The following is a 26,320-nucleotide window of genomic DNA, read 5'->3' on the forward strand; positions in this document are numbered from 1 at the left end:
AAAGTTTTCTGGCGAATTCAATTATACCTTATCTTCATGCTGTTTGTTTTTCATACCACAAAGATCAACACGCCCTAGATAACCTGAACGCTGGTTAAATTATATTGCGTAAAAGTTACTTTTAACCAGCGCGTATTTACACAGTAATGTGCGCTGGTTTATTTATTAAACCAGCAACCAAGTTGCGGTGCCTAAAAAGGCAAATATACCTACTATATCGGTTACTGTAGTGAGTATTACACTGCCAGCAAGTGCAGGGTCTATTTTCATACGTTTAAGTATTATAGGAATACACGCACCCGCCACACCCGCAACAACTAAGTTCATAAACATTGCAAACGCCAGTACCGCGCCAAGCATTAAGTCCCATTGCCATAGGGCTATAACACTGGCAATTAAAACAGCCCATAAAATACCGTTTAATGCACCAATGGCTAGCTCTTTTATCATTACAAAACGTTGGTTAGTTTGGTTAATATGACCCACTGCTATACCACGAATAACCAAGGTTAATGACTGGCTACCGGCCACCCCACCCATTGAGGGGACAATGCCGTTAAGCACGGCTAAAATAGGCAGTATTGCTAAAGTGCCTTCAAAAAAGCTGGCAACAAAAGCGGCTGCCAGAGCCGTTAATAAGTTAACACCTAGCCAAACAGAGCGTTTTTTTGAGCTTTTTAAAACCGGTGCGAAGGTATCTTCTTCATCATCAAGACCCGCTAAACCTAATAAGTGATGCTCTGCGTCTTCACGAATTACATCAACAATGTCATCGATAGTAACACGGCCAAGTAGCTGGGCGTTGTCGTCAACTACTGGGGCTGATATCCAGTTATGACGTTCAAATAACTGCGCCACTTCGCTTTCATCCATCGAAATAGGAATAGACTCACAGTCTTCATCCATCAGGTCGTGAACAATTTTTTCGGGCGAATTGGTTAGTAAGGTACTTAACGATAAAGCGCCTAAAAAACAGTTATGCTTATCGACAACGTAAAGGTCGTCGGTACCCTCAGGGAGTTCGCCGCGCAGACGAATGTAACGCAGTACCACATCTAGGGTTACATCAGGGCGAATGGTTACTGTATCTGTGTTCATCAGCGCGCCAGCAGAGCGTTCCTGATAGGAGAGTGCTTGCGTAGCACGTTCTCTATCTTGAATGTCCATGGCGCTAACCACGTCTTTATAAACCGTGTCAGGCAGGCTTCGCAGTACTTCACCTAAGTCATCGTGGCCCATGTCTTCAGTGGCAGCAGCAATGTGCTTAGGTTCCATTTGGGCAATAATGCCTAAACGTACATCTTCAGAGAGTTCTTCAAGGACATCACCTTGTACATCTGGATCAACTAATTGCCAGAGCAGGCGACGAACTTTATGTGGTGATGATTCTAGTAAAAGTGCGGTATCACAAGGAGCTGTTTTTGCCAGCATGCGCCTAACTTGAACAAACTGACCACTATTGAGTGACTTGGTCACTTGTTGTAATTGTTGTAGTGGATAGTCTTGTTCGAAAGTTTCGGGCATTGGCGTCCTTAATTTATTTTTATAACGTTAGGGAAGAAGTTAGTCATTAACTTCGTTCAGTTTATCTTACTTTTTTAGCCAAACTAGCTTAAGGTTTCACTAACCCTATATTTTAGCTCGTTTACTTGGTTTAAATAAAGTGCCTACTATTCTTGTTCGTTAAAGCGCTGCGCTATTAATTGGCCAACGGCATGTAAAGCATGCTCTGCATCGGGTCCTTCGCACACTACTTTTACTTCTTTACCTTGGCTGCTTTCTAGTAACATTAAAGCCAGTACGCTATCGCCAGCGGCTTCTTTTTCATCTTGAAATAAGGTAATAGATGCGTCAAATTGTACCGCTAATTGTGCTAATACGGTAGCAGCTCTAGCATGCAGGCCTAGCTTGTTTTTTATTAAAAATGTATTTTCTAAGCGCATAAGATACTCTACTTAAGCTGAACAGATGATTATTTAAATTGAATTATTTTTCTTGCTCGCGATGGCGAATTTTTACATTAGGGTGAGACATAGCAAAGCTTTCACCAATTGTTTGCGCTAAATAAACTGAGCGGTGCTGACCACCAGTACAGCCAATAGCAATGGTTAAATAACTGCGATTATTACGCTCTAGGTGTGGTAACCACGTTTGTACAAAGGTTTGAATTTGCCAAGTGAATTTTTGCACAATACTATGACTAGCTAAATAATCTTTTACAGGTTGATCTAATCCAGTTAAAGGCTTGAGCTCCGGTTCCCAGTGTGGGTTTGGTAAAAAACGCGCATCAAAAACATAATCAGCACCTTTGGGAATACCATGCTTAAAGCCAAACGACTCAAAGGTAATGATAAGCTGTTTGTCTTTTTTACCGAGTATGGTTTCACGCATAGATTCAGCAAGTTGATGCACACTTAAATCGGTTGTATCAATGACATGATCAGCCCGCGTTACGAGTACATCGAGTAATTCTTTTTCTTTTTTTATTGCTAAATCTAGCGGTAGCGAATCAATCGAAAGCGGGTGCAAACGACGTGTTTCTGAATAACGGCGGATTAATGTTTGATCGTCGCTATCTAAATAAAATAACGTTGGTTTAGCAAAGTCGGGTAAGTACTCAAGAATATCGTTAAACTGCTGCTGGTCTTTAGGCAGGTTACGCACGTCTATACTAACGGCTATTTTATCGTAGTTATCAGAGACACTGCGCACTAATGAAGGCAGCAAATTTACCGGAATATTATCTACACAATAGTAACCTAAATCTTCTACAACACGTAAAGCAACTGACTTACCAGAACCTGATCGGCCACTTATAATAATTAATTCCATTTACCACCCCTTTATTAGTAACTAGGATTGATCCAAAATAACTTGGTATAACGCTTCATCAGACTTTGCCGCACGCAATTGCTTACAAAACTCTTTATCGTTTAGTTTATCAGCTATTGTGGCTAGTGTTTTCAAGTGCTGCTGGTTATCGCCATCGGGCACTATAAGCGCAACAAAAATATCAACTGGACGATTATCAATTGCATCAAAATTAATAGCGGTTTCGCTTATTAAAATTAAGGCAAGAGGCTCTTGTGCCCCGCTCATACGGCCATGTGGAATTGCTATTCCTCGGCCAATACCGGTACTACCTAGCTTTTCTCTTGCCAATAAAGCAGTGAGAATATCTTGCTGAGGTAAATACGGCATTTTTTTATGCGCGAGTTCACTGATGAATTCTAAAATTCTTTTTTTACTATTAAAAAGGACCACAGCTTTGCTGCAGTCCTGGCATATAAGTGAGCTTAATTTCATAGTGTTAGTGTCGAGCAAACTTCTCTTTGTGTTTAATTACTTGACGATCGAGTTTGTCAATCAACGAGTCAATGGCAGCGTACATATCTTGGTGTTCGGTCGATGCAAATAGCTCAGCGCCACTTACAAAAATTGTTGCTTCAACTTTTTGACTTAATTTTTCTACATCGAGAATAACATGCACATTAGTTATGTGATCTGAGTGTCTTTGCAGCTTTGCAAATTTATTATTTACATAGTCTCTTAATGAGTCTGTAATGTCTACATGACGACCAGTTAAGTTTAGTTGCATCAGCATTTTCCTCTTTGTTGTACGTCTTAAATCAAGCTTTTACGTTGATTCGACGGGGGAATAGCCAGAGATTCGCGATATTTTGCAATTGTCCGTCTAGCTACTTTAATTCCTTGCTCAGCCAATATATCTGCAATCTTGCTATCACTCAATGGTTTGGCTAAGTTTTCTGCAGCTATCAACTTTTTAATCAGGGCACGTATGGCAGTTGATGAACATTCGCCACCATTTTCGGTGCTTACATGGCTTGAAAAAAAGTACTTAAGCTCAAAAATGCCACGTGGAGTGTGCATATATTTTTGCGTAGTGACCCGTGAAATAGTCGACTCGTGCATTTCAACTATTTCGGCAACATCGTTTAATACCATAGGTTTCATGGCTTCTGGGCCATGTTCAAAAAACGCTTGTTGCTGCTTAACAATACAATTAGTTACTTTCAGGAGTGTTTCGTTTCTACTTTCTAGGCTTTTAATAAACCATTTAGCTTCTTGTAAGTGCGAGCGAATAAATTGGCTGTCACCGCTGGATTTTACTGTACGAGACATAGCCGCATATTGGCTGTTAACACGTATTTTTGGCATGCTATCTGGGTTTAGCTCTACCACCCAGCGGCCTTTTATTTTTTTAACAGACACGTCAGGTATAACGTATTCAGACTCTTCTCTGACAATAGTATCCGCAGGCTTAGGGTTAAGCGTATGAATAAGTGTCATTATTTCTTTAAGCTCTTCTTCTTTGAGCTTAGTTTTTTTCATTAACGTACGATAGTCGCGAGCAGCGAGTAAATCGATATGATCAGTTAACACCATTTTTGTTTCGTTAATATAAGGGGTGTCTTTATCAAATTGATTTAATTGAATGCATAAGCATTCTTGCAAGCTGCGAGCTGCAATACCAACAGGATCAAATAATTGAATGCGCTTTAGCACTGCTTCTATTTCATCTAGTTCTACTTCGTGTTCGTCGTCAGTTTCTTGGTTAAAGCTTGCTAAAAGGTCTTCGCAACTGAGGGTTAAAATACCAGAGTCATCTACGGCTTCAACGATAGCTATGGCAATAGCTTCGTCGGTAGGGCTAAAAGGGGTGAGCTGTAATTGCCACATTAAGTATTCATGCAGGGTTTCGGTTGATGCACCTTGATAAATAGATTCATCTTCAGGCATTGGCCCTGATGAAGAGGCAGGCGCTGCGCTCATATATTCATCCCATGATACATCCATGGCCATGTCGTCGCTTATGGTGTCTTTATTTAGTGCTTCACCGCTATCTTGCTCATACTCGCTTGGGGTGTCGTCAGCAGAGGCGCTAACAGTAATGTCATCTGCTTTTTGCTCGTTTTTACCTGCTGATTCTTCCGTGTAATCTTGTTCATCAACTTCAAGTAATGGGTTGCTATCAAGTGCTTCTTGTATTTCTTGCTGGAGATCCAAGGTACTAAGCTGCAATAAGCGAATAGCCTGTTGCAGTTGCGGAGTCATTGTAAGTTGCTGGCCCATGCGCAGCTGTAATGATTGCCTCATTTATCTCTAACAATCCTTATAAATTGATATGATTAATCTTAGCAGATGCTTATAGTAATAACATAAATATTACAGTTTGAACTGCTCGCCTAAATAAACATCACGTACTGTTTTATCGTTTAATACAAATTCAGGAGTACCAGATGCAATTAGCTCCCCATGAGAAACAATGTAGGCTTTTTCACAAACATCAAGGGTTTCCCTTACATTGTGGTCGGTAATTAGTACGCCAATACCACGATTTTTAAGGTGTTCTATAATTTTTTTAATATCGAGTACTGAAATAGGATCCACGCCAGCAAAGGGCTCATCAAGCAATATAAATTTAGGATCTGCAGCTAAAGCACGTGCTATTTCTACGCGGCGACGTTCACCACCAGATAGCGCCATACCTAAGCTGTCGCGAATATGTTGCAGGCTAAATTCGTCCAATAAACTATTTAGGGTTTCTTCCCTGGCTTGTTTATTTAGTTGCTTACGCGTTTCTAAAATAGCCATTAAATTTTGATACACAGTGAGCTTTCTAAAAATAGAAGATTCTTGTGGTAAATAACCAATGCCTAAACGAGCACGGCTGTGCATAGGAAGTAAGGTAATATCGTTATCATCAATTAATATTTTACCTTTGTCGCTAGGTACTAAGCCTACAATCATGTAAAAGGTAGTGGTTTTACCTGCGCCATTTGGGCCAAGTAAACCAACAATGCTGCCAGCTTTTACTTCAAGTCCTACATTTTTAACAACTTCACGGCCTTTATAGCTTTTTGCTAATAGCTCTGCTTTTAATGTACTCATGGCTGACCTTTATTGAGTTTTTGTTCTTTTTTTACGTCTACAGGCACTAAAATAGTGTGTACCCGATCAGTTGAGTTTTCATCTTTTTCAGCACTTATAAGCTGTTGCTCTATATCATAGGTGATGCTTTTAGCCGTAATTTTTTGCCCAGCTTGAGAAATGTTTGCATCTCCTACCAGGGTTAAAAAACGTTTCGCTACATCGTAACGTACTTCGTTAGCGCTGGCGCTCATGACAGTACCATCTGCTTGCTTTTCTTCAAAATATGCAGGGCTGCCCGTGGCAATTAATAGTTGTTTATTATCGCCAAGTTCGTCGCGCTTATGTACTTCTAAACGATCGGCGGTGATACGACGATTACCGTGAATTATCTCGACGTTTTTCTCAAAAATACCAACGTTTTCTTTTAGTTGGCCTTCTTGGCGGTCAGCACTAATAGAAATTTGATTAGCTAATGGGGAAGTACTTTGCTCTGCCGCATTACTATTAAATACAAGTATAAGCGATGGAATAATAAGTATTTTTGCAAGGTTATTGGTCATAATATAGTGTTCGCGTATGGTTAATTAGTTTTATCACCTCGGTTGTTAAATTGGCTTCAAGGCCTTTACCGGTGATCTTTAAATTCGGTCCAGTTATAATAACGGGCTGTTCGCTACGCATAGTGAGTAGCATTATATCTACTTGAATATTGTCGGCGGTAATTTTGTCTATCATTGCGCCATCAATTAAGTTTTGGGCAGTTACATTACCCTCTAAAATTAATTGTCTTTCATCGTAAAGTGTTGCTTCATCAGCATTGATACGCCACGTTTTTTGTCTGTCGTCGTACAATATGAAAGTAGGTTTTTCGAATAAGGTAAATCCTAGCTGCTCGTAAAGCTCCGTTTTAACCGCAGTTACTTTATGGCTAATTTCACCGTTTTCGTCAAAAGCTGTTTGTTTTAGCTCAATGGCGGTGTAATCGGGTTTAGCTATTACTTCTGAGTCGGCTTTAGCAACCGTATTTACCTGAGTAAAATAAGGGTACCAAAGCCAAACCATACAGGTGATGAATAAAACGCTTAAGACTATGCGCGCTATATTCATGAACTGGTGCCTTGGCTAGTTAATGGTTTATTGTTTTCAAGCATAAGTAAGTCGGTTAGCTCTCTTACTGCACCAAAACCACCCGGCATTTGCGTAGTGTAATGTGCTAAGCGTTTAATTAGTGGGTGCGCGTCGTTTACTGCGACTGCAAAGCCAACTAACTCCATAACAGGCATATCAGGGCCATCATCACCAATATAAGCAATTTGCTCATCGCTCAAATTAAGCTTGTTTTTAAGTTCTTGGTAGGCAATAAGCTTGTTTTCTTGACCTTGATAAATATGCTGCACGGTTAAGCTGGTCATACGTTGTTGTACTATTTGCGAGTGCCTGCCGGTAATAACCGCTACTTCAAAGCCGCTGTTAATAAGTGCTTTAATACCAAAGCCATCTTTTGTATTAAATGCTTTTAGCTCTTCACCTTGGTTGCCAAGATAAATTCGGCCATCAGAAAATACGCCATCAATGTCGCATATAAGTAGTTTTACTTTTTTTGCGCGCGCTTTAGCGTCATCACTTAGCGCTTGATAGAGTTCTTCAAATTGCATTTATAATACTCCTGCTTTAAGTAGGTCTTGCATATTGAGTGCCCCAATAGGCTGATTATGCTCATTAATAATAATTAAGCCATTAATGCGTTTATGTTCCATGATATTAAGCGCTTGCGCAGCAAGCATATCTTGGGTTGCCGTGGTACACGATTTAGTCATTACTGCATCTATTGACGTGGTATGAATATCAACGCGTTGCTCTAAAATACGGCGTAAATCACCATCGGTAAATAACCCAGCGAGTTGCTGATTATCGTCAACTATGGCGGTCATACCTAAGCCTTTAGCTGTCATTTCAATCAGCGCATCTTTAATAGTTTGCGAAGTAGTTATAATAGGCGTATTTACACCGCTGTGCATAACATCTTTTAAGGTGAGCAGTAATCGCTTCCCTAAACTGCCACCGGGATGCGATAGTGCAAAGTCATCGGCAGTAAATCCGCGTGCTTCTAACAGTGCTACCGCCATTGCATCGCCCATAGCGAGTGTTGCCGTGGTACTGGCTGTTGGTGCTAAGCCTAATGAGCAGGCTTCTTTTTCTACTTTAATGCATACATGCACGTTAGCAAGTGTGGCCATGGTTGATTGTGTATTTCCTGTCATGGAAATAATTTTTGCACCAAGGCGTTTTAACACTGGAATAATATTAAGTACTTCACTGGTTTCGCCTGAGTTAGAAATAAGCATAACGACATCGTTTTTAGTGATCATGCCCAAATCGCCGTGGCTGGCTTCGCCTGGGTGCACAAAAAAAGCAGGGCTACCAGTGCTTGCTAAAGTTGCCGCAATTTTATGGCCAATATGCCCAGACTTACCCATACCAATAATTATAATACGGCCGCTGCAGTCATACATAAGCTGACATGCCTGATGAAAATTATCATCTACATATTGTTTTATATCAAAAAGTGCTTGGCGCTCGATATCAAGAACACGTAGCCCTTGCTCGATAAAACTTAGCTTGGTCATAGACAACTCTTACCCTATTTGACTAAAGATGTAACCTTGGTAAATCAAAAATGCGCTTAGCAGTAAACCACCTTCTACTCTATTGATACGCTGAGCGCCTCTAAAGTTCAATGACATAACAATAAGTGCCAAGGTTGCTGCAATCATAATCAGTACATCACGATTAGCAATAGAAGGGTCGATTATCGATGGATTGATAATACCGGCAAGTGGTAACACGGCTAAAATATTAAAAATATTTGAGCCCACAATATTACCCAGTGCTAGGTCATCTTCATTTTTAAGCACACCTGCAACAGACGCTGCCAGTTCTGGTAAACTGGTGCCAATAGCAATAATAGTTAAGCCAATTACCAAGTCACTTAAGCCAAAGAATTTTGCAATATCGACAGCTGAGCCAACTAAAAAGTGAGAACTAACAGGAAGTAATATCAAGCCCACAATGAGCCAAAAAACTGCCTTTTTAGTGGAAACGTTATCGGGTACTTCATCGCAGGCTTCGTTTACAAATGGATCGTTATTATTTTTAGCTCTTAGGGAGATAATAATAAGTCCAAAAATAAATACAACAAAACCAATAAGTAGGGCAATTGCTTCTGGGTATGAAAAATAGTTATCTGAAAAAATATACCAAGTAGCTAACGAAATAATTAATACCAAAGGTATTTCACGTTTTAAGGTGCTTGATGAAACAGACAACGGGCGCAATAAAGCGGTAATACCCAGTACTAATAAAATATTGGTTATGTTTGAGCCAACGGCATTGCCTATGGCAGTATCGGTTTTACCGGCTAAAGCGGCAGAAGCCGAAACCATCATTTCAGGCGCTGATGAACCCATTGCAACAACGGTTAACCCTACAATTAAAGTAGGCACACCAAAGTTTTTCGCCAGTGCTGCGGCGCCATAAACGAACTTGTCAGCGCTCCAAACTAGGCCAGCAAGACCAAAAATTAAAATAACAAATGAGGTAACCATTGTATTGAACCAGTTATTGAAAATACATATTGCGCGAATAGTAACAAAAGCCAATCTGAAAGTATAAATAAAACAGTGGCGAAGAGAGCGGTTAATCACTTATTTTATAAATATTTAGGGTATGCTATGCAAAGGTTTAAGCCAAGGTTAAGGTGGTTTGAGCGAGCCTTATAACTGTTTTGGCAATTACATTACAAAATCTTACGAATTGTTTTTTCCATCTTGGTCGAAAAAGCCTTAAAATAGGAATACGAGTGAATATTGTTATGGAGAGCGACTTGTCGCAATCAATAGTAGAAGTCAAGGATGTTTGCTTTTCAAGGGGCGATAGAATCATATATAAAAATATGAGTTTTAGTGTTCCTAAAGGTAAAATCACTGCCATTATGGGGCCAAGCGGCATTGGTAAAACTACCATGTTGCGTTTAATTGGCGGTCAGCTAAAGCCTGACTCTGGTGATATTTTATTTGAAGGCAGTAGCATTCCAAAAATGTCACGTAAAGCCCTATATGAAGCGCGTACCAAAATGAGTATGCTTTTTCAAAGTGGTGCATTATTTACTGACATGTCGGTATTCGATAATATAGCTTTTCCGATTCGAGAGCACACTAAGCTAAGTGAAGACCTTATTCGTTTAGTGGTATTAATGAAGTTACAAGCTGTGGGTTTACGAGGCGCTAAAGATTTAATGCCGTCGGAGTTGTCAGGTGGTATGGCTCGCCGTGCAGCTTTAGCCCGCTCTATAGCACTTGACCCTGAATTAATTATGTATGACGAACCATTTGCAGGCCAAGACCCTATTTCTATGGGAGTACTGGTAAAGCTTATAAAATCACTTAATGAAGTGCTTGGTTTATCGTCTTTAATTGTGACCCATGATGTGAACGAAGTCATGAGCATTGCCGATCACGTTATAATAATTGCCGATCAAGGTGTTATTGGCAGTGGATCGCCAGAACAAATGCGTCAACACGAATCTCCTTTGGTACAGCAGTTTTTAAAAGGCTTATCGGATGGTCCTGTGCCATTTCATTTCCCGGCACAAACATATGCAGATGAGTTGCTTGGAGAGAATAAATGATGTTGAATTTTCTGCAAAAAATAGGGCATAAAACACTAGGTCGTTTTGCAGCGCTAGGGCGCTCAGCGAACATGTTATTTGGTGCACTTGTGCACATACCTAACTTTAAAAAAGGCACCCCCTTACTCATTCGCCAGCTTTATATGGTGGGCTCACAATCGTTGCTCATTATTGTGGTGTCGGGGTTGTTTATTGGCATGGTATTAGCGCTGCAAGGCTATACAGTGCTGGTTGGTTATGGTGCAGAGGATAGCTTAGGCCCTTTAGTTGCGCTGAGTTTGCTCAGAGAATTAGGTCCTGTGGTTACTGCATTGCTATTTGCTGGGCGGGCGGGCAGTGCGCTCACCGCTGAAATTGGCTTAATGAAAGCAACCGAGCAATTGTCATCACTCGAAATGATGGCCATTGATCCATTGAAACGTATAATTGCACCGCGTTTTTGGGCTGGTTTAATAAGTATGCCGTTGTTAGCATTAATATTTTCGGCAGTGGCTATTATTGGTGCCCATTTAGTCGGCGTTGATTGGCTAGGCGTTGATACCGGAAGCTTTTGGTCAATTATGCAATCACAAGTTTCGTTTCAGCAAGACATACTCAATGGCATAATTAAAAGCGTTGTATTTGCTATTGTAGTGACCTGGATCGCCCTTTATAAAGGATATGATTGTGTACCAACTTCTGAGGGGATCAGTAAAGCAACCACAGAAACCGTGGTGCACTCATCTTTAGCAGTGTTAGGGTTTGACTTTCTTTTGACAGCGGTAATGTTTACCAACTAGTAGGGTATAGATAATGAATTCACGGAAATTAGAGATTTTAGTTGGTTTTTTTGTCGCATTAGGCATTTTAGCATTTGCTATGCTTGCGCTTAAAGTGGCCAACACTGGTATTAGTGGCTCAGGTGACACATACACACTTAATGCTAAATTTGAAAACATAGGCTCATTAAAGCCCCGTGCACCCATTAAAGTGGGCGGTGTGGTTATTGGCCGGGTAGAATCTATTTATGTTCATCCGCAAGAATTTTTACCAGTTGTTAATATGACCATTGATGCACAGTATTTATGTCGTTTTTCAGACACTAGCTCAATCTCTATTTTAACGTCAGGCATTTTAGGTGAGCAGTACTTAGGGATTAACCCTGTTATTGCACCAGAATCTGCAGAGCAGCGTTGTTTAGGTTTAACTGTGGTACATAACGAACAAGATCAAGCAATTGATGATTTATTTGGCGTAGAAAGTAAAGCGCTAGGTGACGGTGGATCTATTACCGATACTAAGTCTGCCTTAGTGCTAGAAGAGTTAATTGGGCAGTTTTTATTCAACCAAGGTAGTGAGTAATTATTATGTTGAAAAAGTTTTTAGTTATTGCAGCGCTTAGTACCCTAACGTTTGCACAGGTAGTTAAAGCTGCCGATGTTAAGCTAACAGATCCTAACAAAATGGTACGTCAAGTGGCAGATAATACCTTTGAGCGGATCACAAAAGATCAGCCATTAATTATTAAAAATAATGAGCATTTACGTGTCATTGTTGAAGAAGAATTAATGCCCTACATTGACTACAAATATGCGGCACTGCGAGTGTTAGGCAGCGAAGTATCAAAAGTGCGTGCAATAACCGATGAAGCTGAAAAAGCGCGCGCAATTAAAGATATTCAGCGCTTTATTGTGGTATTTAGAGAGTACCTAGTAGCAACGTATGCAGGTGTTTTTACCCAATACACCAACCAACAAGTCGAGTTTGGCGCACCACAACCTTTTAAAGGTAAAGATGTGGTGGTAGTAAAAACCAAGATCATTGAAGCGGGTAAACCCGATATTAAAATTGACTTTAAAGTACGTGAAGATAGAAGTGGTGAATGGCGTGCTTACGATATGATTGCAGAAGGTATTAGCTTACTAGATGCAAAGCAAAGTGAGCTACAAGGCATGTTACGCCAACAAGGTATTGACCACGTAAGTAACCTTTTAGAGCAAAAGAGCCAACTGCCAGTACAGTTTAGAGGCAGCGACACCAATGACTAAGTTGGTGATAAGCCAAGTTGATGAGCAACATTTTCGAGTCAGTGGTGAGCTTACTCGAAGTTCAATTGGCGATGAAAAAGGCCTGGGCAGTCAGGCAATAACCAAGCATAAAATCTGCTACTTTGACCTTAGTGACGTATCTAGGGTTGACACAGCAGGCTTAGCTTGGTTAATTCACACTTTTGCGCAGTACAAGCAACAAGGCATTCGCCTTGAGTTGCAAAATCCACCTGAACAATTGCAAAATTTAATGCAATTGGGTCAAGTTACAACCCTATTTGAGTGAGAGTTATGGAAACTAGCCAAGTCGAAATATTATTACGCGATGAACTTCAATTAGCAGAAGTACATGTTAAAGCCAATGGTAGCCATTATGAAGTAATAGCTGTTGGCGAATGCTTTGACGGTTTAAGCCGAGTGAAAAAGCAACAGCTAGTTTATGGACCATTAATGAATACTATTTCAGATGGCACCATTCACGCAGTATCAATTCGCGCTTTTACTCCTGTAGAGTGGAAACGCGAACAAAAATTTATTTTACCGCAATAAAAAAGGCCCCTACATGGATCAATTTGTAATTCAAGGTGGCACTTCGCTTGCGGGTGAAGTTACTATCTCTGGCGCTAAAAATGCGGCACTTCCTATTTTATTTGCCGCATTATTAGCCGATGGTAAAAGTACGTTTACTAATGTACCGCGCTTGCGTGACATAGTTACCACCGAAGCGTTATTAAAAACCTTAGGTGCGAGTGTTAATTGGCAAGGCGACACGCTTGTGATTGACGGCGCAACAGTGGATAAAACACTTGCTCCGTATGACCTAGTTAAGCAAATGCGTGCATCGGTACTGACACTCGGGCCTTTAGTGGCGCGTTTTGGTGAAGCACAAGTGTCACTCCCTGGTGGCTGCGCTATTGGGGCTCGACCTGTGGATATTCATATTCAAGGTTTAGAGCGCATGGGCGCACAAATCAACGTAGAAAACGGCTATATTAATGCCAAAGTAAATGGTCGCTTAAAAGGCGCTGAAATCTTTATGGAGATGGTTAGCGTTGGCGCTACTGAAAACCTATTGATGGCCGCGACCTTAGCCGATGGCAAAACTGTGCTTGAAAATGCAGCTTGTGAGCCAGAAATAACAGACTTGGCTAATTGCTTAATTGCTATGGGCGCTAAAATTACGGGTGCGGGTACAAACCGTATTGAAATTGAAGGCGTTGAGCGTTTAGCGGGTTGTGAGCACCGTATTTTACCAGATCGTATTGAAACAGGTACTTTTTTAGTTGCTGCTGCTATGGCCGGTGGCGAAGTGCTGTGTAAGATGACCGATTTTCATTCACTTGAGCCGGTAATTGAAAAGCTACGTGCAACCAATGCATTGTTAGAAGTACATGACAACAGCATTTATTTAGATATGCGCGGCAGAGAATTAAAAGCCGTTAATATTAAAACAGCTCCGCATCCTGGTTTTCCTACCGATATGCAGGCGCAGTTTACCGCATTAAATGTAGTGGCTAATGGTAGTGCCACCATTACCGAAACTATTTTTGAAAACCGCTTTATGCATGTACCTGAGCTACAACGTATGGGCGCAAATATTCGCTTAGAAGGCAACACAGCTATTTGTGGTGATACAAAAACTCTTAGCGGTGCCCAAGTTATGGCAACCGACCTACGTGCATCAGCCAGTTTAATTTTAACCGGTATAGTGGCGCAAGGTGAAACGATAGTTGATCGTATTTATCATGTTGATAGAGGTTATGAGCGCATTGAAGATAAGCTCAGCGCGTTAGGTGCTAATATTAAACGTAGAAGTAGTTAAATAACTATTTAGTTAGTTAAGGTATTTTTAAAGGCCGGATAAGCTAATTTGCTATCCGGCCTTTTTATTAAAGCTTAGTTTCAAGCTCTGCAACCGTCACCATTATTTTTTCTATTTTACCATTGCGGTACAGCTCAAATTCTATTTCTTTACCGGGTTCGGTATTGCCTATTTTTTCTAACACTTTTTGTGGGTTTGCTACCGAAAGTCCTGCTATTTCAATTACAATATCTTGCTCTTCAATACCGGCCTGCCAAGCTGGGCCTAGTGGGTCTAAGTTAGTAATACGCATACCTGCCACGGGCGTTAGGCTGTCGTTTACTTCTTTGCCTGTGCTATCTACAGCTGTCCCCTCAAAGCCTAAGTAGCCACGAACCACTCGGCCATGGCGAATTAGTTTTGCCATAACCTCTTTTACTAAAGAGTAAGGAACCGCAAAAAATATTCCCTGTATGTTTAAGTTTTCGCGAGTTTTAAATTGCGCAGAAGTAATACCGACTAAATCACCATTGGAATTAACTAATGCACCGCCCGAATTGCCTACATTAATGGCTGCGTCCATTTGCAATAAATTATTATAAGGACTGTCGGTGATTTTTTGTTTGCCGGTGGCGCTAATAATGCCTTGGGTAATGGTTTGCCCTAAATTTAAAGGGTTACCAATGGCCAGTACAATGTCGCCAACACTTGATGAGTAGTCATCGTTAACAGGAATAACAGGTAAGTGATCGGCATTAATTTTTAAGAGCGCAAGGTCAGTAATAGTATCAAAACCAATAAGCTGTACATCAAAAAAGCGTCGGCCATCGGTTAATATAACCAGTATTTGGTCGGCATTATTAATCACATGATAATTGGTAAGAATATAGCCATCTTGCGACATGATCACGCCCGAACCTAGTTCTTGTACGGTGTTTTGTCGTTTATAGCGTGGTTCTTTAGAAATACTTTCTGAAAAAACGGTGACTACCGAAGGAGCCGCACGCTTAACCGCATCTGAAAAGCTTAAATGGTTGCTACTCATAGCACTGGGCAGTGGCACATTAGGCAGCAATGCAGTGCGCATATTAGGACTAAAAAAAACCACTAAAAAAGCAATACCTAGGCCTGCAAATAGAGGAGGGAGTATAAATTTTAAGATTTTTAGCACAAGATTCTTATTGTTAGTGAGCAATCTCTTTATGATGGCCAAAAAAAATAACAGCGGCAAGTGCCGCTGTTACTTTTATTGCATTTTAACGGTTATAAATTATTGAATGAGTACAAATATAGACTCACGACCGCGTTTTACCCCTAATACAATGTTGCCTTTGATGTTTTCAATGATCTGGTTCATATCATTTATGCTTTCTACGCGCTGGCGATTTACTTGCACAATAATATCACCTTCTTCAAGACCAACACGCGCTGCAGGAGAGCGCGGATCTACCGTACTAACTTCAATACCCTTAGCGTTATTTTTCTTAACGTTTTCTAATGTGGCACCTTGAAATGCAGGGTGTAATTCTTCGCCAGTTGCGGTAATACCAGATGCGCCATCTAGGGTTACTTTAACGGTTTTTATCTTACCATCGCGGTAAATACCTAATTTAACGTCTCGGCCTTCGCCTAAGGTTGCTATTTTACTGCGTAATTCATGAAAGCCGCTAATATCACTACCATTAATGCTAATAATAACATCGCCTGCTTGTATGCCCGCTTTGCTGGCTGCAGTGTTATCCATTACTTGCATAACATACGCGCCCTGTTTTACGTCAAGCTGCTGTGCTTTGGCAAGCCCAGCATCGAGAGGGCGACCTGATATTCCTAGCGAGCCACGGCGAACTTCACCGTGTTCAATAATTTGATCAACTAAGTTTTTCATCATATTAGAAGGAATAGCAAAGCCAATACCTACGTTACCGCCAGATGCGCCTAAAATTGCGGTGTTAATTCCAATTAGCTCGCCATTTAAATTAACTAATGCACCACCAGAGTTACCTTGGTTAATAGCGGCATCGGTTTGAATGAAATCTTCGTAACCTTCAATATTTAAGCCACTGCGACCAAGTGCGCTTACTATGCCAGATGTAACCGTATGGCTTAAACCAAATGGGTTACCAATGGCAACAGCAAAGTCGCCCACCCGTAAATTATCAGAGTTAGCTAGCTTTACTGCGGTTAAATCATCTGCATCTATTTGTAATAAGGCGATATCAGACTCTTTATCAGTGCCAATTTTGGTTGCCTCAAACTCTCGGCCGTCTTCAAGGGTGACTATCATTTTTTCGGCGTCTTGGATCACATGGTTGTTAGTGACCACATAACCTTTCTTAGCATCAATAATAACCCCTGAGCCTAACCCGCTAAATTGACGTTTTTGACTGCGAGGTTGTGGGTTACCAAAAAAGAACTCCAGCGGATCGGCGCGGCGACGTATTTCTTTTGAGCCCGAAACCTGGATACTGACAACACCAGGGGTTATTTGCTCTAACATAGGCGCAAGTGTTGGTAATTGTTGGCCATTTACTGCAATCGGCATTTTTGCGTAAGACGTAACCGGGCTCAATAATAGGCTAGTAGACAAAATAGCTGCGCTGATAAGTGATAATTTCATTTTCATAGTCAGGGTTTACTCCACTTAGGATAAGCGAAAACAAAAAGGGCTACTTTAAAAGCAGCCCTTTTCGGTTTATTTAGGGCCTGTTGACCTTTGCAGGATTGTAATTTGTTCTATCTAGAGGGGGTTTAATCGCGGCGCGAGATTTGTAACCTAGTGGGCTAAGTAAAAACCGAGCAACAATGAGTAAATTCCCCCTAGGACGAACCCAAGGGCAGCGCATGTTTGTTATTTATGCTGCGTTATCGCCTGTTTATGTGAAATAACCACATGGCACAGGCTCTGCCTTGCCTAAAAATCAAACATACTGCTGCAAATTCAACCTCGAAAGAAAAACAGGCCCTTTAAAACAACAAAGCTGTTATATCTAAAGACTATGGGGTTGAAAAAAAGTTCATCAAGATGCTGTTGAAGATTTTGCTTCGCCAGCAAACAAACCAGACTCACCCGATACGTAATCAGCCGGCTGTGCATCGGCGTTAGAGCGATCTGAGCGGCGCTCTTTAAGTGAAGCTTGTAACTGCTCAGTCATCTCTTTAGAGAAAAAAGGTTCAGCAGGTGCTTTATTTCTGTCCTCTAGTAAAAACTGATTAGTTTCTTCAACATGGCTAAGTAACTGATCGTAATTGTCTTTCATTTTAGTTACTAACTTACCAGTATTTGCTAAGTGATCAGCTACATCTTGTCGATATTGCTCTAGCGTATTTTTTGCTTGTTCAACCTGCTCTTCTAATTCATCATGCTTGAACTGTTTTTTAGTGACAAATGCACCGATGAAAAATGCGGCTATAGCAACAATAATAACTAAACCGACCCATGTAAATGTACCCATAAATATCACCTCTTTGGGAAAATAACTAACGAATATCTTAAATCAAACTAAGTCTAATATACCCTGACTAATGATGCGTGTTAATATGCTTTGTAAATTAAACTGCGTTTTAACTGTAAATAGATATGACTCCTTGGCAAACATACCAGCAAGACCTCAAGCGTGATGACTTTGTATACGACGCAGCACAAGAAAATGCTGTACGTCATTTACAGCGCTTATATGATGATTTAACTCAAGCAAAACCGCAACCTACCGGTTTTTTTGCAAAGCTATTTAATAAAACAGAGCCTGCACCTATAAAAGGTTTGTATTTTTGGGGCGGAGTAGGGCGTGGTAAAACGTATTTAGTTGATACCTTTTATGAAGCACTACCGGGGCAGCGTAAAATGCGCGTGCATTTTCACCGCTTTATGCACCGAGTACATGACGAGCTTAAAAAATTAAATAAAAAAGAAAACCCACTAGAAATAGTAGCTGATATTTTTAAAGCCGAAACCGATATAATTTGTTTTGATGAATTTTACGTTCAAGACATTACCGATGCTATGTTACTCGGTGGCTTAATGGAAGCACTGTTTGCTCGTGGCATAGTGTTAGTTGCTACGTCGAATATTATTCCCGATGAGTTGTATCGAAATGGCTTACAGCGCGCGCGCTTTTTGCCCGCGATTGCGCTTGTTAATGCAAATACAGAAATAGTAAATGTCGATTCGGGCATAGATTACAGATTAAGAACTTTAGAGCAGGCAGAGATATTTCACAGCCCACTCGATGAGCAAGCCGATAAAAATCTATTTGAATACTTTGATAAGTTATCACACGAACAGGGTAAATCTAATACCGCCATTGAAATTGAAGGGCGCATGATTAAAACCCGTAAAGTATCTGATTGTGTTGTAATGTTTGAGTTTAGCGAATTATGTGAAACCGCGCGTAGCCAAGTAGATTACATGGAAATTAGCCGTTTATATAACACAGTTATTTTGTCTAACGTAAAACAATTTGGGCAAGTGAATGACGACGCAGCAAGACGCTTTATTGCATTAGTAGATGAATTTTACGAACGCCACGTGACTTTAATAATTTCGGCAGAAAAACCCATTACAGAGCTCTATACTCAAGGTAATTTAAGCTTTGAGTTTAAACGCTGCATAAGTCGCTTACAAGAAATGCAGTCGCTAGAGTATTTAGCGAAAGAGCATTTAGCATAAAAGTTAGCGCCTTAGGGCTAATTTATTCTTTTGAGGAAGGGGCTCAATGCTAGAACCCAATACACAGCGAAGGTCTTTTTAATATAAAGTGCCTAGCAGTTAAAAAATTTGTGGAAAAAACAACCCGCCGGTAGTAATGCAATAAAAGTGCTGATATACTCCCGCTCCTGCCACGTTGCGTTCTATGCCTTCATATAGTCTAGCCACTTGTGAGCGGCGCAAAAGTCTAAAACTCGAAGGGGTTATAGCAAACTTAGAGCAGTAGTTAATATTAACTACTTGTGGTTTTAATTGAAAAACATTGGATTTTTATAAATGAAAACGTTTGTTGCTAAACCAGAAACAGTAAAACGTGACTGGTACGTAGTTGACGCTGAAGGTAAAACTTTAGGTCGCATCGCTACTGAAATCGCTCTCCGCCTACGCGGTAAGCATAAAGTTGAATATACACCGCACGTAGATACTGGTGATTATATCATCGTTATCAACGCTGAAAAAGTTACTGTAACTGGTAACAAATTCAAAAACAAAGTGTACTATTCACACTCTGGTTTTCCAGGTGGTCTTAAGTCTACTACTTTTGATAAACTTCAAGCTGCAAAGCCTGAAATGATCATCGAAAAAGCTGTTAAAGGCATGTTGCCACGTGGTCCTTTAGGCCGCGCTATGTACCGTAAACTTAAAGTTTACACAGGTACTGAGCATAACCATGCTGCACAACAGCCTCAGGTTCTAGACATTTAAGGAGCACCATCATGGCAAATCAATACTACGGTACAGGTCGTCGTAAAAGTTCTAGTGCTCGCGTGTTCTTACGCCCAGGTACTGGTAACATCGTAATCAACAAGCGCTCTTTAGAAGAGTACTTTGGTCGCGAAACAGCACGTATGGTTGTTCATCAAGCTCTAGAGCTTGTTGATATGACTGAAAAGTTTGATCTTCACATCACCGTTTCTGGTGGTGGTACAACTGGTCAAGCTGGTGCAATCCGTCACGGTATTACTCGTGCACTTATGGAGTTTGACGAGTCACTACGTCCACAACTTCGTAAAGCAGGTTTCGTAACTCGTGATGCACGTAAAGTTGAACGTAAGAAAGTGGGTCTTAAGAAAGCGCGTAAGCGTCCACAGTTCTCAAAACGTTAATATTTACGTTATCAAGAATTCAAAAACCCAGCTTATGCTGGGTTTTTTGTTTTTCGCGACATAATAAATGGTAACTTTGACGATAGGTAATTGATAAACTCAGCGTGTTTAATGAGCAAAAGTAAAAAAACACTCAGTGAATACTAAAAAAGTTAAATAATTATCGTAATTAGTTTAAATCCATCAGTTAATTGGTGAATTTTTTTGCTACAATTGGCTGGCAAATAATGTGAGCAGGTTTAGCCCTAGCAAATGCAGTTGTTACTGCTTGTTTTGGTGAGGTTGACCTGAGTCAGTATATTATTTTTACAGAAGCGATATGATAGTCATTCGGCTTCATACTCGAGCTAACTTAATCTATTTTTTGAGCAAGTCAGGATTATTCGAGCATGGGGCTGTGAGTAACCTTGTTTTAAACAAGGATTTAAATATGATCGTTTCTATTTTATAATTCAAAAAAATTAACCTGCTGTAACTGATGTTCTCAATATAGCAAGTGTTGAGAATCATAGTGGAGATAAGTGGATGAGCAATGCGCCTGTAGACAATGGCCGACGTCGCTTTTTAACCATAGCTACCTCTGTTGTTGGTGGTGTTGGTGCGGCTGGGGCTGCTGTTCCTTTTATTGCGTCTTGGAATCCAAGTGAGCGAGCTAAATCTGCGGGTGCGCCTGTAGAAGTAGACATAAGCAAACTTGAGCCAGGACAATTAATACGTGTCGAGTGGCGTGGTAAACCTGTATGGGTTGTATCACGGACCCCAAAAATGCTTGAGCAAATGAAAGGACATGAAGATCAACTTCGTGACCCGCATTCGCAAGAGCCACAACAATTAGAATCATCAACAAATGATTACCGTTCATTGCGTCCAGAAATATTTTTGGCTGTAGGTATTTGTACTCATTTAGGATGTTCACCTAGCTTTTTACAAGGTGGCTTTGGTGAAAAAGTGGAAGGGACTGACGACGGTTTTTACTGTCCATGTCATGGTTCTAAGTTTGATATGGCTGGCCGTGTATTCCAATCGGTACCTGCACCATTAAACCTAGAAATACCACCATACACTTTTCTTGATGAAACCACTATATTAGTGGGCGAAGAACAAGGAGTGGCCTAATGTTTGGTAAGATTATTGGTTGGCTAGACGACCGTATACCATTGACACGTGTCTGGAACATGCATATTGCACAGTACCCAGCACCTAAAAACTTTAACTTTTGGTACTTCTTTGGCTCACTAGCTATGTTAGTACTAGTTAACCAAATTCTTACAGGAATTTGGTTAACTATGAACTATGTACCTTCTGCTGAGGGGGCGTTTGCATCAGTTGAATACATCATGCGTGATGTTGATTATGGCTGGTTATTACGTTATTTACACTCAACCGGTGCATCAGCGTTTTTCATCGTTGTATATTTACATATGTTCCGTGGCATGATCTACGGCTCTTATCAAAAACCACGGGAATTACTGTGGGTATTTGGTATGTTTATTTTCTTAGCGCTAATGGCCGAAGCATTCATGGGGTACTTATTACCATGGGGGCAAATGTCATTTTGGGGTGCACAGGTAATCATTTCACTATTTGGAGCAATTCCGGTTATAGGTGATGATTTAACACTTTGGATCCGTGGTGATTACGTAATATCGGGTGCAACGCTTAACCGCTTCTTTGCATTGCATGTTATTGCTTTACCATTAGTTATCGTGATTTTAGTATTTTTACACATAGTTGCACTACATGAAGTAGGGTCAAATAACCCTGAAGGCGTAGATAACAAGCGTAAAAAAGGTACGGTAGCTGAAGAAGATAAACCTAAGTTTAAGTTCCATGAATATTATACTGATAAAAAAGATATTCTTGATGCGATCCCGTTCCACCCTTATTACACAGTAAAAGATATTGTGGGTGTGGTTGGTTTCTTAATATTGTTCTGTTGGGTGGTGTTCTTTATGCCAGCCATGGGTGGTTTCTTTTTAGAAGCGCCAAACTTTGAAGCGGCTAACCCGCTGAAAACACCAGAGCATATTTTTCCAGTTTGGTACTTTACGCCATTTTATGCAATCTTACGTGCGATCCCTGATAAGTTAATGGGTGTTGCAGCAATGGGTGCATCTATTGTAGTGCTTGCGTTATTACCTTGGATAGATCGTGGTTCAGTTCGCTCAGTTCGTTACCGTTGTGGTTTCCACAAATGGAACATTGCAGGCTTTGTTGTTACTTTTGTTCTTTTAGGTTGGGTTGGTGCAACACCACAAACTGACATGAAAACAATTGTTTCGCAGATATGTACTGTGACTTACTTTATGTTCTTCGTACTGTTATTTGTATACAGTAAGAATGAAAAAACTAAGCCATTGCCTGAGAGGTTACTGAAATGATGAAAAAGCTACTTATTGGTTTATTTGCTTTATCAATTAATGTGTTGCCGGCAATGGCTGCAGGTCCTTCAGTGGCATTATTAGATGCTGGTAATGACCTAACAGATCAGCCTTCGTTGCAACGCGGTGCTAAATTGTTCATGAACTATTGTGTTGCTTGTCATCAAATGCAATACCAGCGTTATGAACGTACTTTTCGTGATATCGGTATTCCAACGGAAATTGGCGCAGAACAGTTAATTTTTGACGGTTCAAAAGTAGGTAGCCATATTACCAATGCGATGGCGAAAGAAGATGCTGAAAAGTGGTTTGGTGCTGCGCCACCAGATTTAACTAACGTTGCACGTGTTCGTGGTTCTGATTGGATATATACGTATTTAAAATCGTTCTACAAAGATGAGTCACGTCCATTTGGCGTAAACAATACATTGTTTCCATCTGTAGGTATGCCGCATGTTCTGCAAGAACTACAAGGCTTACCAACAGCTATTACAGAAGAAGTAGAAGTGAATGGTCATACTGTGACCAGAATTATTGCTACTGAAACTGATGGCTCAGGTGAATTAAGTGTAGATGAATACGACCAAGCTGCTCGCGATTTAACCAACTTCCTTGAGTACGTGGGTGAACCTTCACGTCTTGAGTCAGAAGCAATAGGTATTAAGGTAATTGGATTTTTATTCATCCTATTTATCTTGGCATTTATGCTTAAGAAAGAATACTGGAGAGATGTTCATTAAGTTTGAACATGTTTAAAGGTAATTTTGCAATAGGGGCTTAAGCCCCTATTGCTGTTTTAGTTATTTAATGGAGGTAGGCATGGCCGTAGCTGCCAATAAGCGCCCTGTAATGACCCTTTTTTCTGGTGCTAACTGTATGTATAGCCACCAAGTACGCATTGTACTTGCTGAAAAAGGTGTAAGTGTAGATATTCATTTGGCTGAAAAAGATAACCTGCCAGAGGCACTTCACGAAATTAACCCTTACGGTACAGTGCCAACACTGATTGACCGTGAGCTTGGTTTATATCAGGCAAATATCATCATGGAATACCTTGATGAACGTTTCCCTCATCCTCCACTAATGCCTGTTTACCCGGTAATGCGTGGCCGTAGCCGTTTAATGATGCACCGTATTGATACTGATTGGTACAGCCTAGCTGACAAAATCACTAACAACGCACCAGATGCTGCTCAAGCTCGTAAAGAGCTAACAGAAGCATTGCTTGCGGTTGCAGCAATCTTTAGCGAAGCACCTTACTTTATGAGTGAAGAGTTTAGCTTAGTAGATTGTTACCTTGCTCCACTATTATGGCGTTTACCTGAATTTGGTATTGAGCTTAACGGTGCAGGTTCTAAAGAGCTTAAAGAGTATATGATCCGCTTATTTGAGCGTGAATCATTCCAAGCTTCTTTAACTGAAACTGAGCGTGAGATCCGTTTATAATGACGCCTAATCGTCCTTATTTATTACGCGCTTTTTTTGATTGGATTGTTGATAACGAATGCACGCCACATTTAGTGGTTGACGCTGATTACCCTGCAGTACAAGTGCCAACACAGTTTGTGCAAGACGGACAAATTGTATTAAACATAAGTCCTTCAGCGGTAACGCAGTTTTCGTTAGATAATGAGCAGCTTAGCTTTAGCGCGCGGTTTGGTGGTCAGCCAATGCAAGTGTATGTGCCTTTAAGGGCTGTACTTGCAATATACGCGCGTGAAAATGGCGAGGGTACGGTCTTTACAGCAGATGAGTTTTTAGAGGACGAAGACGATTTTGCTCCAGATTTTGAAAGTGTTGATTCATCAGCAAATTATGTTGACGAAACACCACCAGAAAAGCCTGAAAAGAAAAAAGGTTCGCATTTACGTGTTATAAAATAATATATTTTATAATCTGTTAATGATAAAAGAAAAACCGCTAATAAGCGGTTTTTTTATGTCTGTATAAAAGTAAAAGGTTTTAGGTATTAGGTATTAGGTAGAGATTAAGCCAAGCACAAAGTTTAGCTTAAGGCTTTATGCCTTAAAGTTTGCGGGAGTGGGCTGCGAGAAGTGGGTTAAGGTTGATTGTTGTAACGGCGGGTTTTCCCACCGGTATAAAAAACCTTGCAGTGTTAACTACAAGGCTTTTATATTCATCGAACCAGCTATCTTTACAAATATTCAAATACTTTAATTACGCGCTCAACACCCGATACATTACGCGCAATATTTACTGCTTGCTCTGCTTCTGCGTCAGAAACTAAACCCATCAAAAATACTTCGGCATTTTCAGTCACTACTTTAATATTATTACTACTAATATTTTTAGCGGTTAATAGCTGTGCTTTTACTTTTGAGGTTAACCAAGAGTCATGAGTTTGGGTAGTCACCCCAATATTTGAACCAATACGAATTTGGTTATGTATTTTTCGAATGCCAGCAACACTCTCAATGGCTCTATTAGCTTCGTTTTTCATTTCTTCATTGGCAACTTGGCCAACTAATAAAACAATGCCATTAACGCTTACAGCGCTAATATGAGCAAATTTATGCAAGCGATCTACTTCACTAATTGCAATGCTAGCTTTTATTTCAATATTGCTGTCATCGATCTGAGAGCCAATTGTGCGACGATCGTTTGCAGCTGTTATTGCACTAGCAGTACCAGCAACCACTGCGGCTGCACACCCTTGCAGTAATACAACCGTGCCTAAAATAATAAGGGAGCGTTTAAACATAATTTTCATCCTGCGGGAAAAGCGTTAAATCAACCAGTTCACTTAAACAATGTAAGTTAACTAAATGCGACTCAATAATACGGCTTGGGCGTTTAGAAGGCGTTCTAATCTCAACATCATTAGGGCCAAGTAAACCAACTAGCTCACCGCCGTCATCACCAACCATAACTATGACCTTCATATCCTTAGTTAGTGCCGCCTCTACCGCTGAAATAATTTGTTTTTCATTACCATTAATAGCCAGTGCCAGCAGTAAGTCACCTTGTTGAGCAAAGGCACGTACTTGACGAGCAAACGTGTCGTAATCGTCAACCTGAGTACTTTGCCCTAAGTTAATACTCTCTTGCGATAAAGCAATAGCTGGCAGGCAAGGGCGCTCGGTTTCATAATGATTAACTAAAACACCTGCCATGTGTTGAGCAAGCATATGGCAGTTAGCTGTACCGCAACAAATAAGCTTATTGCCGTTGATCAGGCTTTGAGCAATGGTAAAAGCGGCTGACTCTAATGCACTGGGTAATACCTCACCCGCTGCTATTTGTACCTGAATGCTTTCTGTAAAAATTTCTTTAATTGTGTCTTGCATAGAATACCAACAATTTATACCTAGTTCTTTGTTTTTAAAATACGTTTTTGAGCCAGTTAATATGCATAGACGGCTCTCCAGTGATTGCTACATAATCGATTCTTAACGGCTGATTTGTTAGGTTTTTAGCGGCTAAGTAATGATAAATACTGCGTTTTAAGCGTGCTTGTTTTTGTATACTTAATGCGTAATTAGCGCCGCCGCGAGCGTGGTTTTTACGAAACTTAACTTCCACAAAAACCAAAGTGTTACCGTCTTTCATAATTACATCAAGTTCGCCAAAGGGGCAGTAATAGTTACGCTCAATTGCTGTTAACCCTTGAGAAACTAAATACTTTTGTGCCTGGAGCTCATAATACTGGCCTTTTTCACGACTGTTTTGCCACAGCTGTTTAAACCAAGACATGTCG

The 26,320-nt window shown here is 40.5% G+C and carries 33 protein-coding genes; 15 read left to right on the top strand and 18 right to left on the bottom strand.

The annotated features are described in order from the left end of the window. Positions 1 to 165 precede the first annotated feature (165 nt). The 12 genes from mgtE to AAEZ18_RS05465 form a co-directional block, all read right to left on the bottom strand. Complete coding sequence (gene mgtE / locus AAEZ18_RS05410; protein ID WP_011329204.1) at positions 166 to 1,524, bottom strand: magnesium transporter; 1,359 nt, start codon at positions 1,522 to 1,524, stop codon at positions 166 to 168. Positions 1,525 to 1,670: 146 nt separating this feature from the next. Continuing rightward, positions 1,671 to 1,943: an HPr family phosphocarrier protein gene (locus tag AAEZ18_RS05415; protein ID WP_011329203.1), complete on the bottom strand. Its 273-nt coding sequence runs from the start codon at positions 1,941 to 1,943 to the stop codon at positions 1,671 to 1,673. A 43-nt stretch (positions 1,944 to 1,986) separates the two neighbouring features. Further along, on the bottom strand, positions 1,987 to 2,832 hold the full coding sequence (gene rapZ / locus AAEZ18_RS05420) for an RNase adapter RapZ (protein WP_011329202.1): 846 nt from the start codon (positions 2,830 to 2,832) through the stop codon (positions 1,987 to 1,989). A gap of 21 nt (positions 2,833 to 2,853) precedes the next feature. Beyond that, the gene (ptsN, locus tag AAEZ18_RS05425) at positions 2,854 to 3,306 is read right to left on the bottom strand and encodes a PTS IIA-like nitrogen regulatory protein PtsN (RefSeq protein WP_041454569.1); all 453 of its coding nucleotides are present in this window, start codon (positions 3,304 to 3,306) and stop codon (positions 2,854 to 2,856) included. Between the two features lie 4 nt (positions 3,307 to 3,310). Further along, entirely contained in the window at positions 3,311 to 3,598 is a 288-nt protein-coding gene (gene hpf / locus AAEZ18_RS05430) for a ribosome hibernation-promoting factor, HPF/YfiA family (RefSeq protein WP_350594666.1), read from the bottom strand. Positions 3,599 to 3,624: 26 nt separating this feature from the next. After that, positions 3,625 to 5,118 (bottom strand): RNA polymerase factor sigma-54, encoded by a 1,494-nt coding sequence (locus tag AAEZ18_RS05435; protein ID WP_041454568.1) that lies wholly within the window; start codon positions 5,116 to 5,118, stop codon positions 3,625 to 3,627. 69 nt (positions 5,119 to 5,187) lie between these two features. After that, a complete protein-coding gene (gene lptB / locus AAEZ18_RS05440; RefSeq protein ID WP_011329198.1) occupies positions 5,188 to 5,913 on the bottom strand; it encodes an LPS export ABC transporter ATP-binding protein in 726 nt (241 codons plus the stop codon). Next, a complete protein-coding gene (gene lptA / locus AAEZ18_RS05445) occupies positions 5,910 to 6,455 on the bottom strand; it encodes a lipopolysaccharide transport periplasmic protein LptA (RefSeq protein ID WP_011329197.1) in 546 nt (181 codons plus the stop codon). Before lptA ends, lptB begins: the two co-directional genes overlap by 4 nt. Continuing rightward, positions 6,445 to 7,002 (bottom strand): LPS export ABC transporter periplasmic protein LptC, encoded by a 558-nt coding sequence (lptC, locus tag AAEZ18_RS05450; protein ID WP_089368740.1) that lies wholly within the window; start codon positions 7,000 to 7,002, stop codon positions 6,445 to 6,447. The genes lptA and lptC overlap by 11 nt, the downstream gene beginning before the upstream one ends. Continuing rightward, positions 6,999 to 7,550 carry a 3-deoxy-manno-octulosonate-8-phosphatase KdsC gene (gene kdsC, locus AAEZ18_RS05455; RefSeq protein WP_011329195.1) on the bottom strand — a complete coding sequence of 184 codons (552 nt, stop codon included), beginning with the start codon at positions 7,548 to 7,550 and terminating at the stop codon, positions 6,999 to 7,001. The genes lptC and kdsC overlap by 4 nt, the downstream gene beginning before the upstream one ends. Continuing rightward, complete coding sequence (locus AAEZ18_RS05460) at positions 7,551 to 8,522, bottom strand: KpsF/GutQ family sugar-phosphate isomerase (protein WP_011329194.1); 972 nt, start codon at positions 8,520 to 8,522, stop codon at positions 7,551 to 7,553. Between the two features lie 9 nt (positions 8,523 to 8,531). After that, the gene (locus AAEZ18_RS05465) at positions 8,532 to 9,500 is read right to left on the bottom strand and encodes a calcium/sodium antiporter (protein ID WP_350594662.1); all 969 of its coding nucleotides are present in this window, start codon (positions 9,498 to 9,500) and stop codon (positions 8,532 to 8,534) included. Between the two features lie 266 nt (positions 9,501 to 9,766). On the opposite strand from AAEZ18_RS05465, the gene AAEZ18_RS05470 reads away from it, so the two are divergent. The 7 genes from AAEZ18_RS05470 to murA are packed head-to-tail and all read left to right on the top strand — an operon-like array spanning position 9,767 to position 14,431. After that, positions 9,767 to 10,582 carry an ATP-binding cassette domain-containing protein gene (locus AAEZ18_RS05470; RefSeq protein WP_182683953.1) on the top strand — a complete coding sequence of 272 codons (816 nt, stop codon included), beginning with the start codon at positions 9,767 to 9,769 and terminating at the stop codon, positions 10,580 to 10,582. Continuing rightward, positions 10,582 to 11,361, top strand: coding sequence for a lipid asymmetry maintenance ABC transporter permease subunit MlaE (gene mlaE / locus AAEZ18_RS05475; protein WP_041454775.1), 780 nt, complete (start codon positions 10,582 to 10,584; stop codon positions 11,359 to 11,361). The genes AAEZ18_RS05470 and mlaE overlap by 1 nt, the downstream gene beginning before the upstream one ends. 13 nt (positions 11,362 to 11,374) lie before the next feature. Continuing rightward, entirely contained in the window at positions 11,375 to 11,923 is a 549-nt protein-coding gene (mlaD, locus tag AAEZ18_RS05480) for an outer membrane lipid asymmetry maintenance protein MlaD (RefSeq protein WP_011329190.1), read from the top strand. A 5-nt stretch (positions 11,924 to 11,928) separates the two neighbouring features. Continuing rightward, complete coding sequence (locus tag AAEZ18_RS05485; protein WP_011329189.1) at positions 11,929 to 12,609, top strand: MlaC/ttg2D family ABC transporter substrate-binding protein; 681 nt, start codon at positions 11,929 to 11,931, stop codon at positions 12,607 to 12,609. Next, a complete protein-coding gene (locus tag AAEZ18_RS05490) occupies positions 12,602 to 12,895 on the top strand; it encodes an STAS domain-containing protein (protein WP_011329188.1) in 294 nt (97 codons plus the stop codon). The genes AAEZ18_RS05485 and AAEZ18_RS05490 overlap by 8 nt, the downstream gene beginning before the upstream one ends. Before the next feature lie 5 nt (positions 12,896 to 12,900). Further along, a complete protein-coding gene (locus AAEZ18_RS05495) occupies positions 12,901 to 13,158 on the top strand; it encodes a BolA family protein (protein WP_011329187.1) in 258 nt (85 codons plus the stop codon). A 13-nt stretch (positions 13,159 to 13,171) separates the two neighbouring features. Further along, positions 13,172 to 14,431 carry a UDP-N-acetylglucosamine 1-carboxyvinyltransferase gene (gene murA, locus AAEZ18_RS05500; protein ID WP_011329186.1) on the top strand — a complete coding sequence of 420 codons (1,260 nt, stop codon included), beginning with the start codon at positions 13,172 to 13,174 and terminating at the stop codon, positions 14,429 to 14,431. 67 nt (positions 14,432 to 14,498) lie between these two features. On the opposite strand, the gene AAEZ18_RS05505 is transcribed toward murA, so the two are convergent. From AAEZ18_RS05505 to AAEZ18_RS05515, 3 genes are all read right to left on the bottom strand, one after another. Continuing rightward, positions 14,499 to 15,581, bottom strand: coding sequence for a trypsin-like peptidase domain-containing protein (locus AAEZ18_RS05505; RefSeq protein WP_011329185.1), 1,083 nt, complete (start codon positions 15,579 to 15,581; stop codon positions 14,499 to 14,501). 99 nt (positions 15,582 to 15,680) lie between these two features. Next, positions 15,681 to 17,033 (bottom strand): Do family serine endopeptidase, encoded by a 1,353-nt coding sequence (locus AAEZ18_RS05510; RefSeq protein ID WP_086995406.1) that lies wholly within the window; start codon positions 17,031 to 17,033, stop codon positions 15,681 to 15,683. 394 nt (positions 17,034 to 17,427) lie between these two features. Then, the gene (locus AAEZ18_RS05515; RefSeq protein ID WP_350549924.1) at positions 17,428 to 17,862 is read right to left on the bottom strand and encodes a Z-ring associated ZapG family protein; all 435 of its coding nucleotides are present in this window, start codon (positions 17,860 to 17,862) and stop codon (positions 17,428 to 17,430) included. A gap of 125 nt (positions 17,863 to 17,987) precedes the next feature. Here AAEZ18_RS05515 and zapE point away from each other — a divergent pair, with 125 nt between their 5' ends. The 8 genes from zapE (at position 17,988) to AAEZ18_RS05555 (ending at position 24,485) form a co-directional block, all read left to right on the top strand. After that, a complete protein-coding gene (gene zapE / locus AAEZ18_RS05520) occupies positions 17,988 to 19,076 on the top strand; it encodes a cell division protein ZapE (RefSeq protein WP_011329182.1) in 1,089 nt (362 codons plus the stop codon). A 315-nt stretch (positions 19,077 to 19,391) separates the two neighbouring features. Continuing rightward, on the top strand, positions 19,392 to 19,820 hold the full coding sequence (rplM, locus tag AAEZ18_RS05525; RefSeq protein ID WP_011329180.1) for a 50S ribosomal protein L13: 429 nt from the start codon (positions 19,392 to 19,394) through the stop codon (positions 19,818 to 19,820). 8 nt (positions 19,821 to 19,828) lie between these two features. Continuing rightward, positions 19,829 to 20,221, top strand: a complete 393-nt coding sequence (gene rpsI / locus AAEZ18_RS05530; protein WP_086995409.1) for a 30S ribosomal protein S9 — start codon at positions 19,829 to 19,831, stop codon at positions 20,219 to 20,221. 525 nt (positions 20,222 to 20,746) lie between these two features. Continuing rightward, positions 20,747 to 21,337, top strand: a complete 591-nt coding sequence (petA, locus tag AAEZ18_RS05535; RefSeq protein ID WP_011329178.1) for a ubiquinol-cytochrome c reductase iron-sulfur subunit — start codon at positions 20,747 to 20,749, stop codon at positions 21,335 to 21,337. Next, positions 21,337 to 22,602 carry a cytochrome b gene (locus AAEZ18_RS05540; protein ID WP_011329177.1) on the top strand — a complete coding sequence of 422 codons (1,266 nt, stop codon included), beginning with the start codon at positions 21,337 to 21,339 and terminating at the stop codon, positions 22,600 to 22,602. Before petA ends, AAEZ18_RS05540 begins: the two co-directional genes overlap by 1 nt. Next, the gene (locus tag AAEZ18_RS05545) at positions 22,599 to 23,342 is read left to right on the top strand and encodes a cytochrome c1 (protein ID WP_011329176.1); all 744 of its coding nucleotides are present in this window, start codon (positions 22,599 to 22,601) and stop codon (positions 23,340 to 23,342) included. Before AAEZ18_RS05540 ends, AAEZ18_RS05545 begins: the two co-directional genes overlap by 4 nt. A gap of 79 nt (positions 23,343 to 23,421) precedes the next feature. Beyond that, positions 23,422 to 24,048: a stringent starvation protein SspA gene (gene sspA, locus AAEZ18_RS05550; RefSeq protein WP_011329175.1), complete on the top strand. Its 627-nt coding sequence runs from the start codon at positions 23,422 to 23,424 to the stop codon at positions 24,046 to 24,048. Then, on the top strand, positions 24,048 to 24,485 hold the full coding sequence (locus AAEZ18_RS05555) for a ClpXP protease specificity-enhancing factor (RefSeq protein WP_011329174.1): 438 nt from the start codon (positions 24,048 to 24,050) through the stop codon (positions 24,483 to 24,485). Before sspA ends, AAEZ18_RS05555 begins: the two co-directional genes overlap by 1 nt. Positions 24,486 to 24,757: 272 nt before the next feature. Here the strand turns inward: AAEZ18_RS05555 and dolP are convergent, their stop codons facing one another. Genes dolP through AAEZ18_RS05570 form a run of 3 tightly spaced genes read right to left on the bottom strand, consistent with a single transcriptional unit; the run spans position 24,758 to position 26,316 of the window. Continuing rightward, the gene (dolP, locus tag AAEZ18_RS05560; protein ID WP_011329173.1) at positions 24,758 to 25,324 is read right to left on the bottom strand and encodes a division/outer membrane stress-associated lipid-binding lipoprotein; all 567 of its coding nucleotides are present in this window, start codon (positions 25,322 to 25,324) and stop codon (positions 24,758 to 24,760) included. Beyond that, complete coding sequence (locus tag AAEZ18_RS05565; RefSeq protein WP_011329172.1) at positions 25,317 to 25,910, bottom strand: SIS domain-containing protein; 594 nt, start codon at positions 25,908 to 25,910, stop codon at positions 25,317 to 25,319. The genes dolP and AAEZ18_RS05565 overlap by 8 nt, the downstream gene beginning before the upstream one ends. Before the next feature lie 34 nt (positions 25,911 to 25,944). Beyond that, the gene (locus AAEZ18_RS05570) at positions 25,945 to 26,316 is read right to left on the bottom strand and encodes a YraN family protein (protein WP_011329171.1); all 372 of its coding nucleotides are present in this window, start codon (positions 26,314 to 26,316) and stop codon (positions 25,945 to 25,947) included. Positions 26,317 to 26,320 lie beyond the last annotated feature (4 nt).

It is taken from the genome of Pseudoalteromonas sp. 19-MNA-CIBAN-0066, assembly GCF_040308705.1.
Lineage (GTDB): Bacteria > Pseudomonadota > Gammaproteobacteria > Enterobacterales > Alteromonadaceae > Pseudoalteromonas > Pseudoalteromonas nigrifaciens.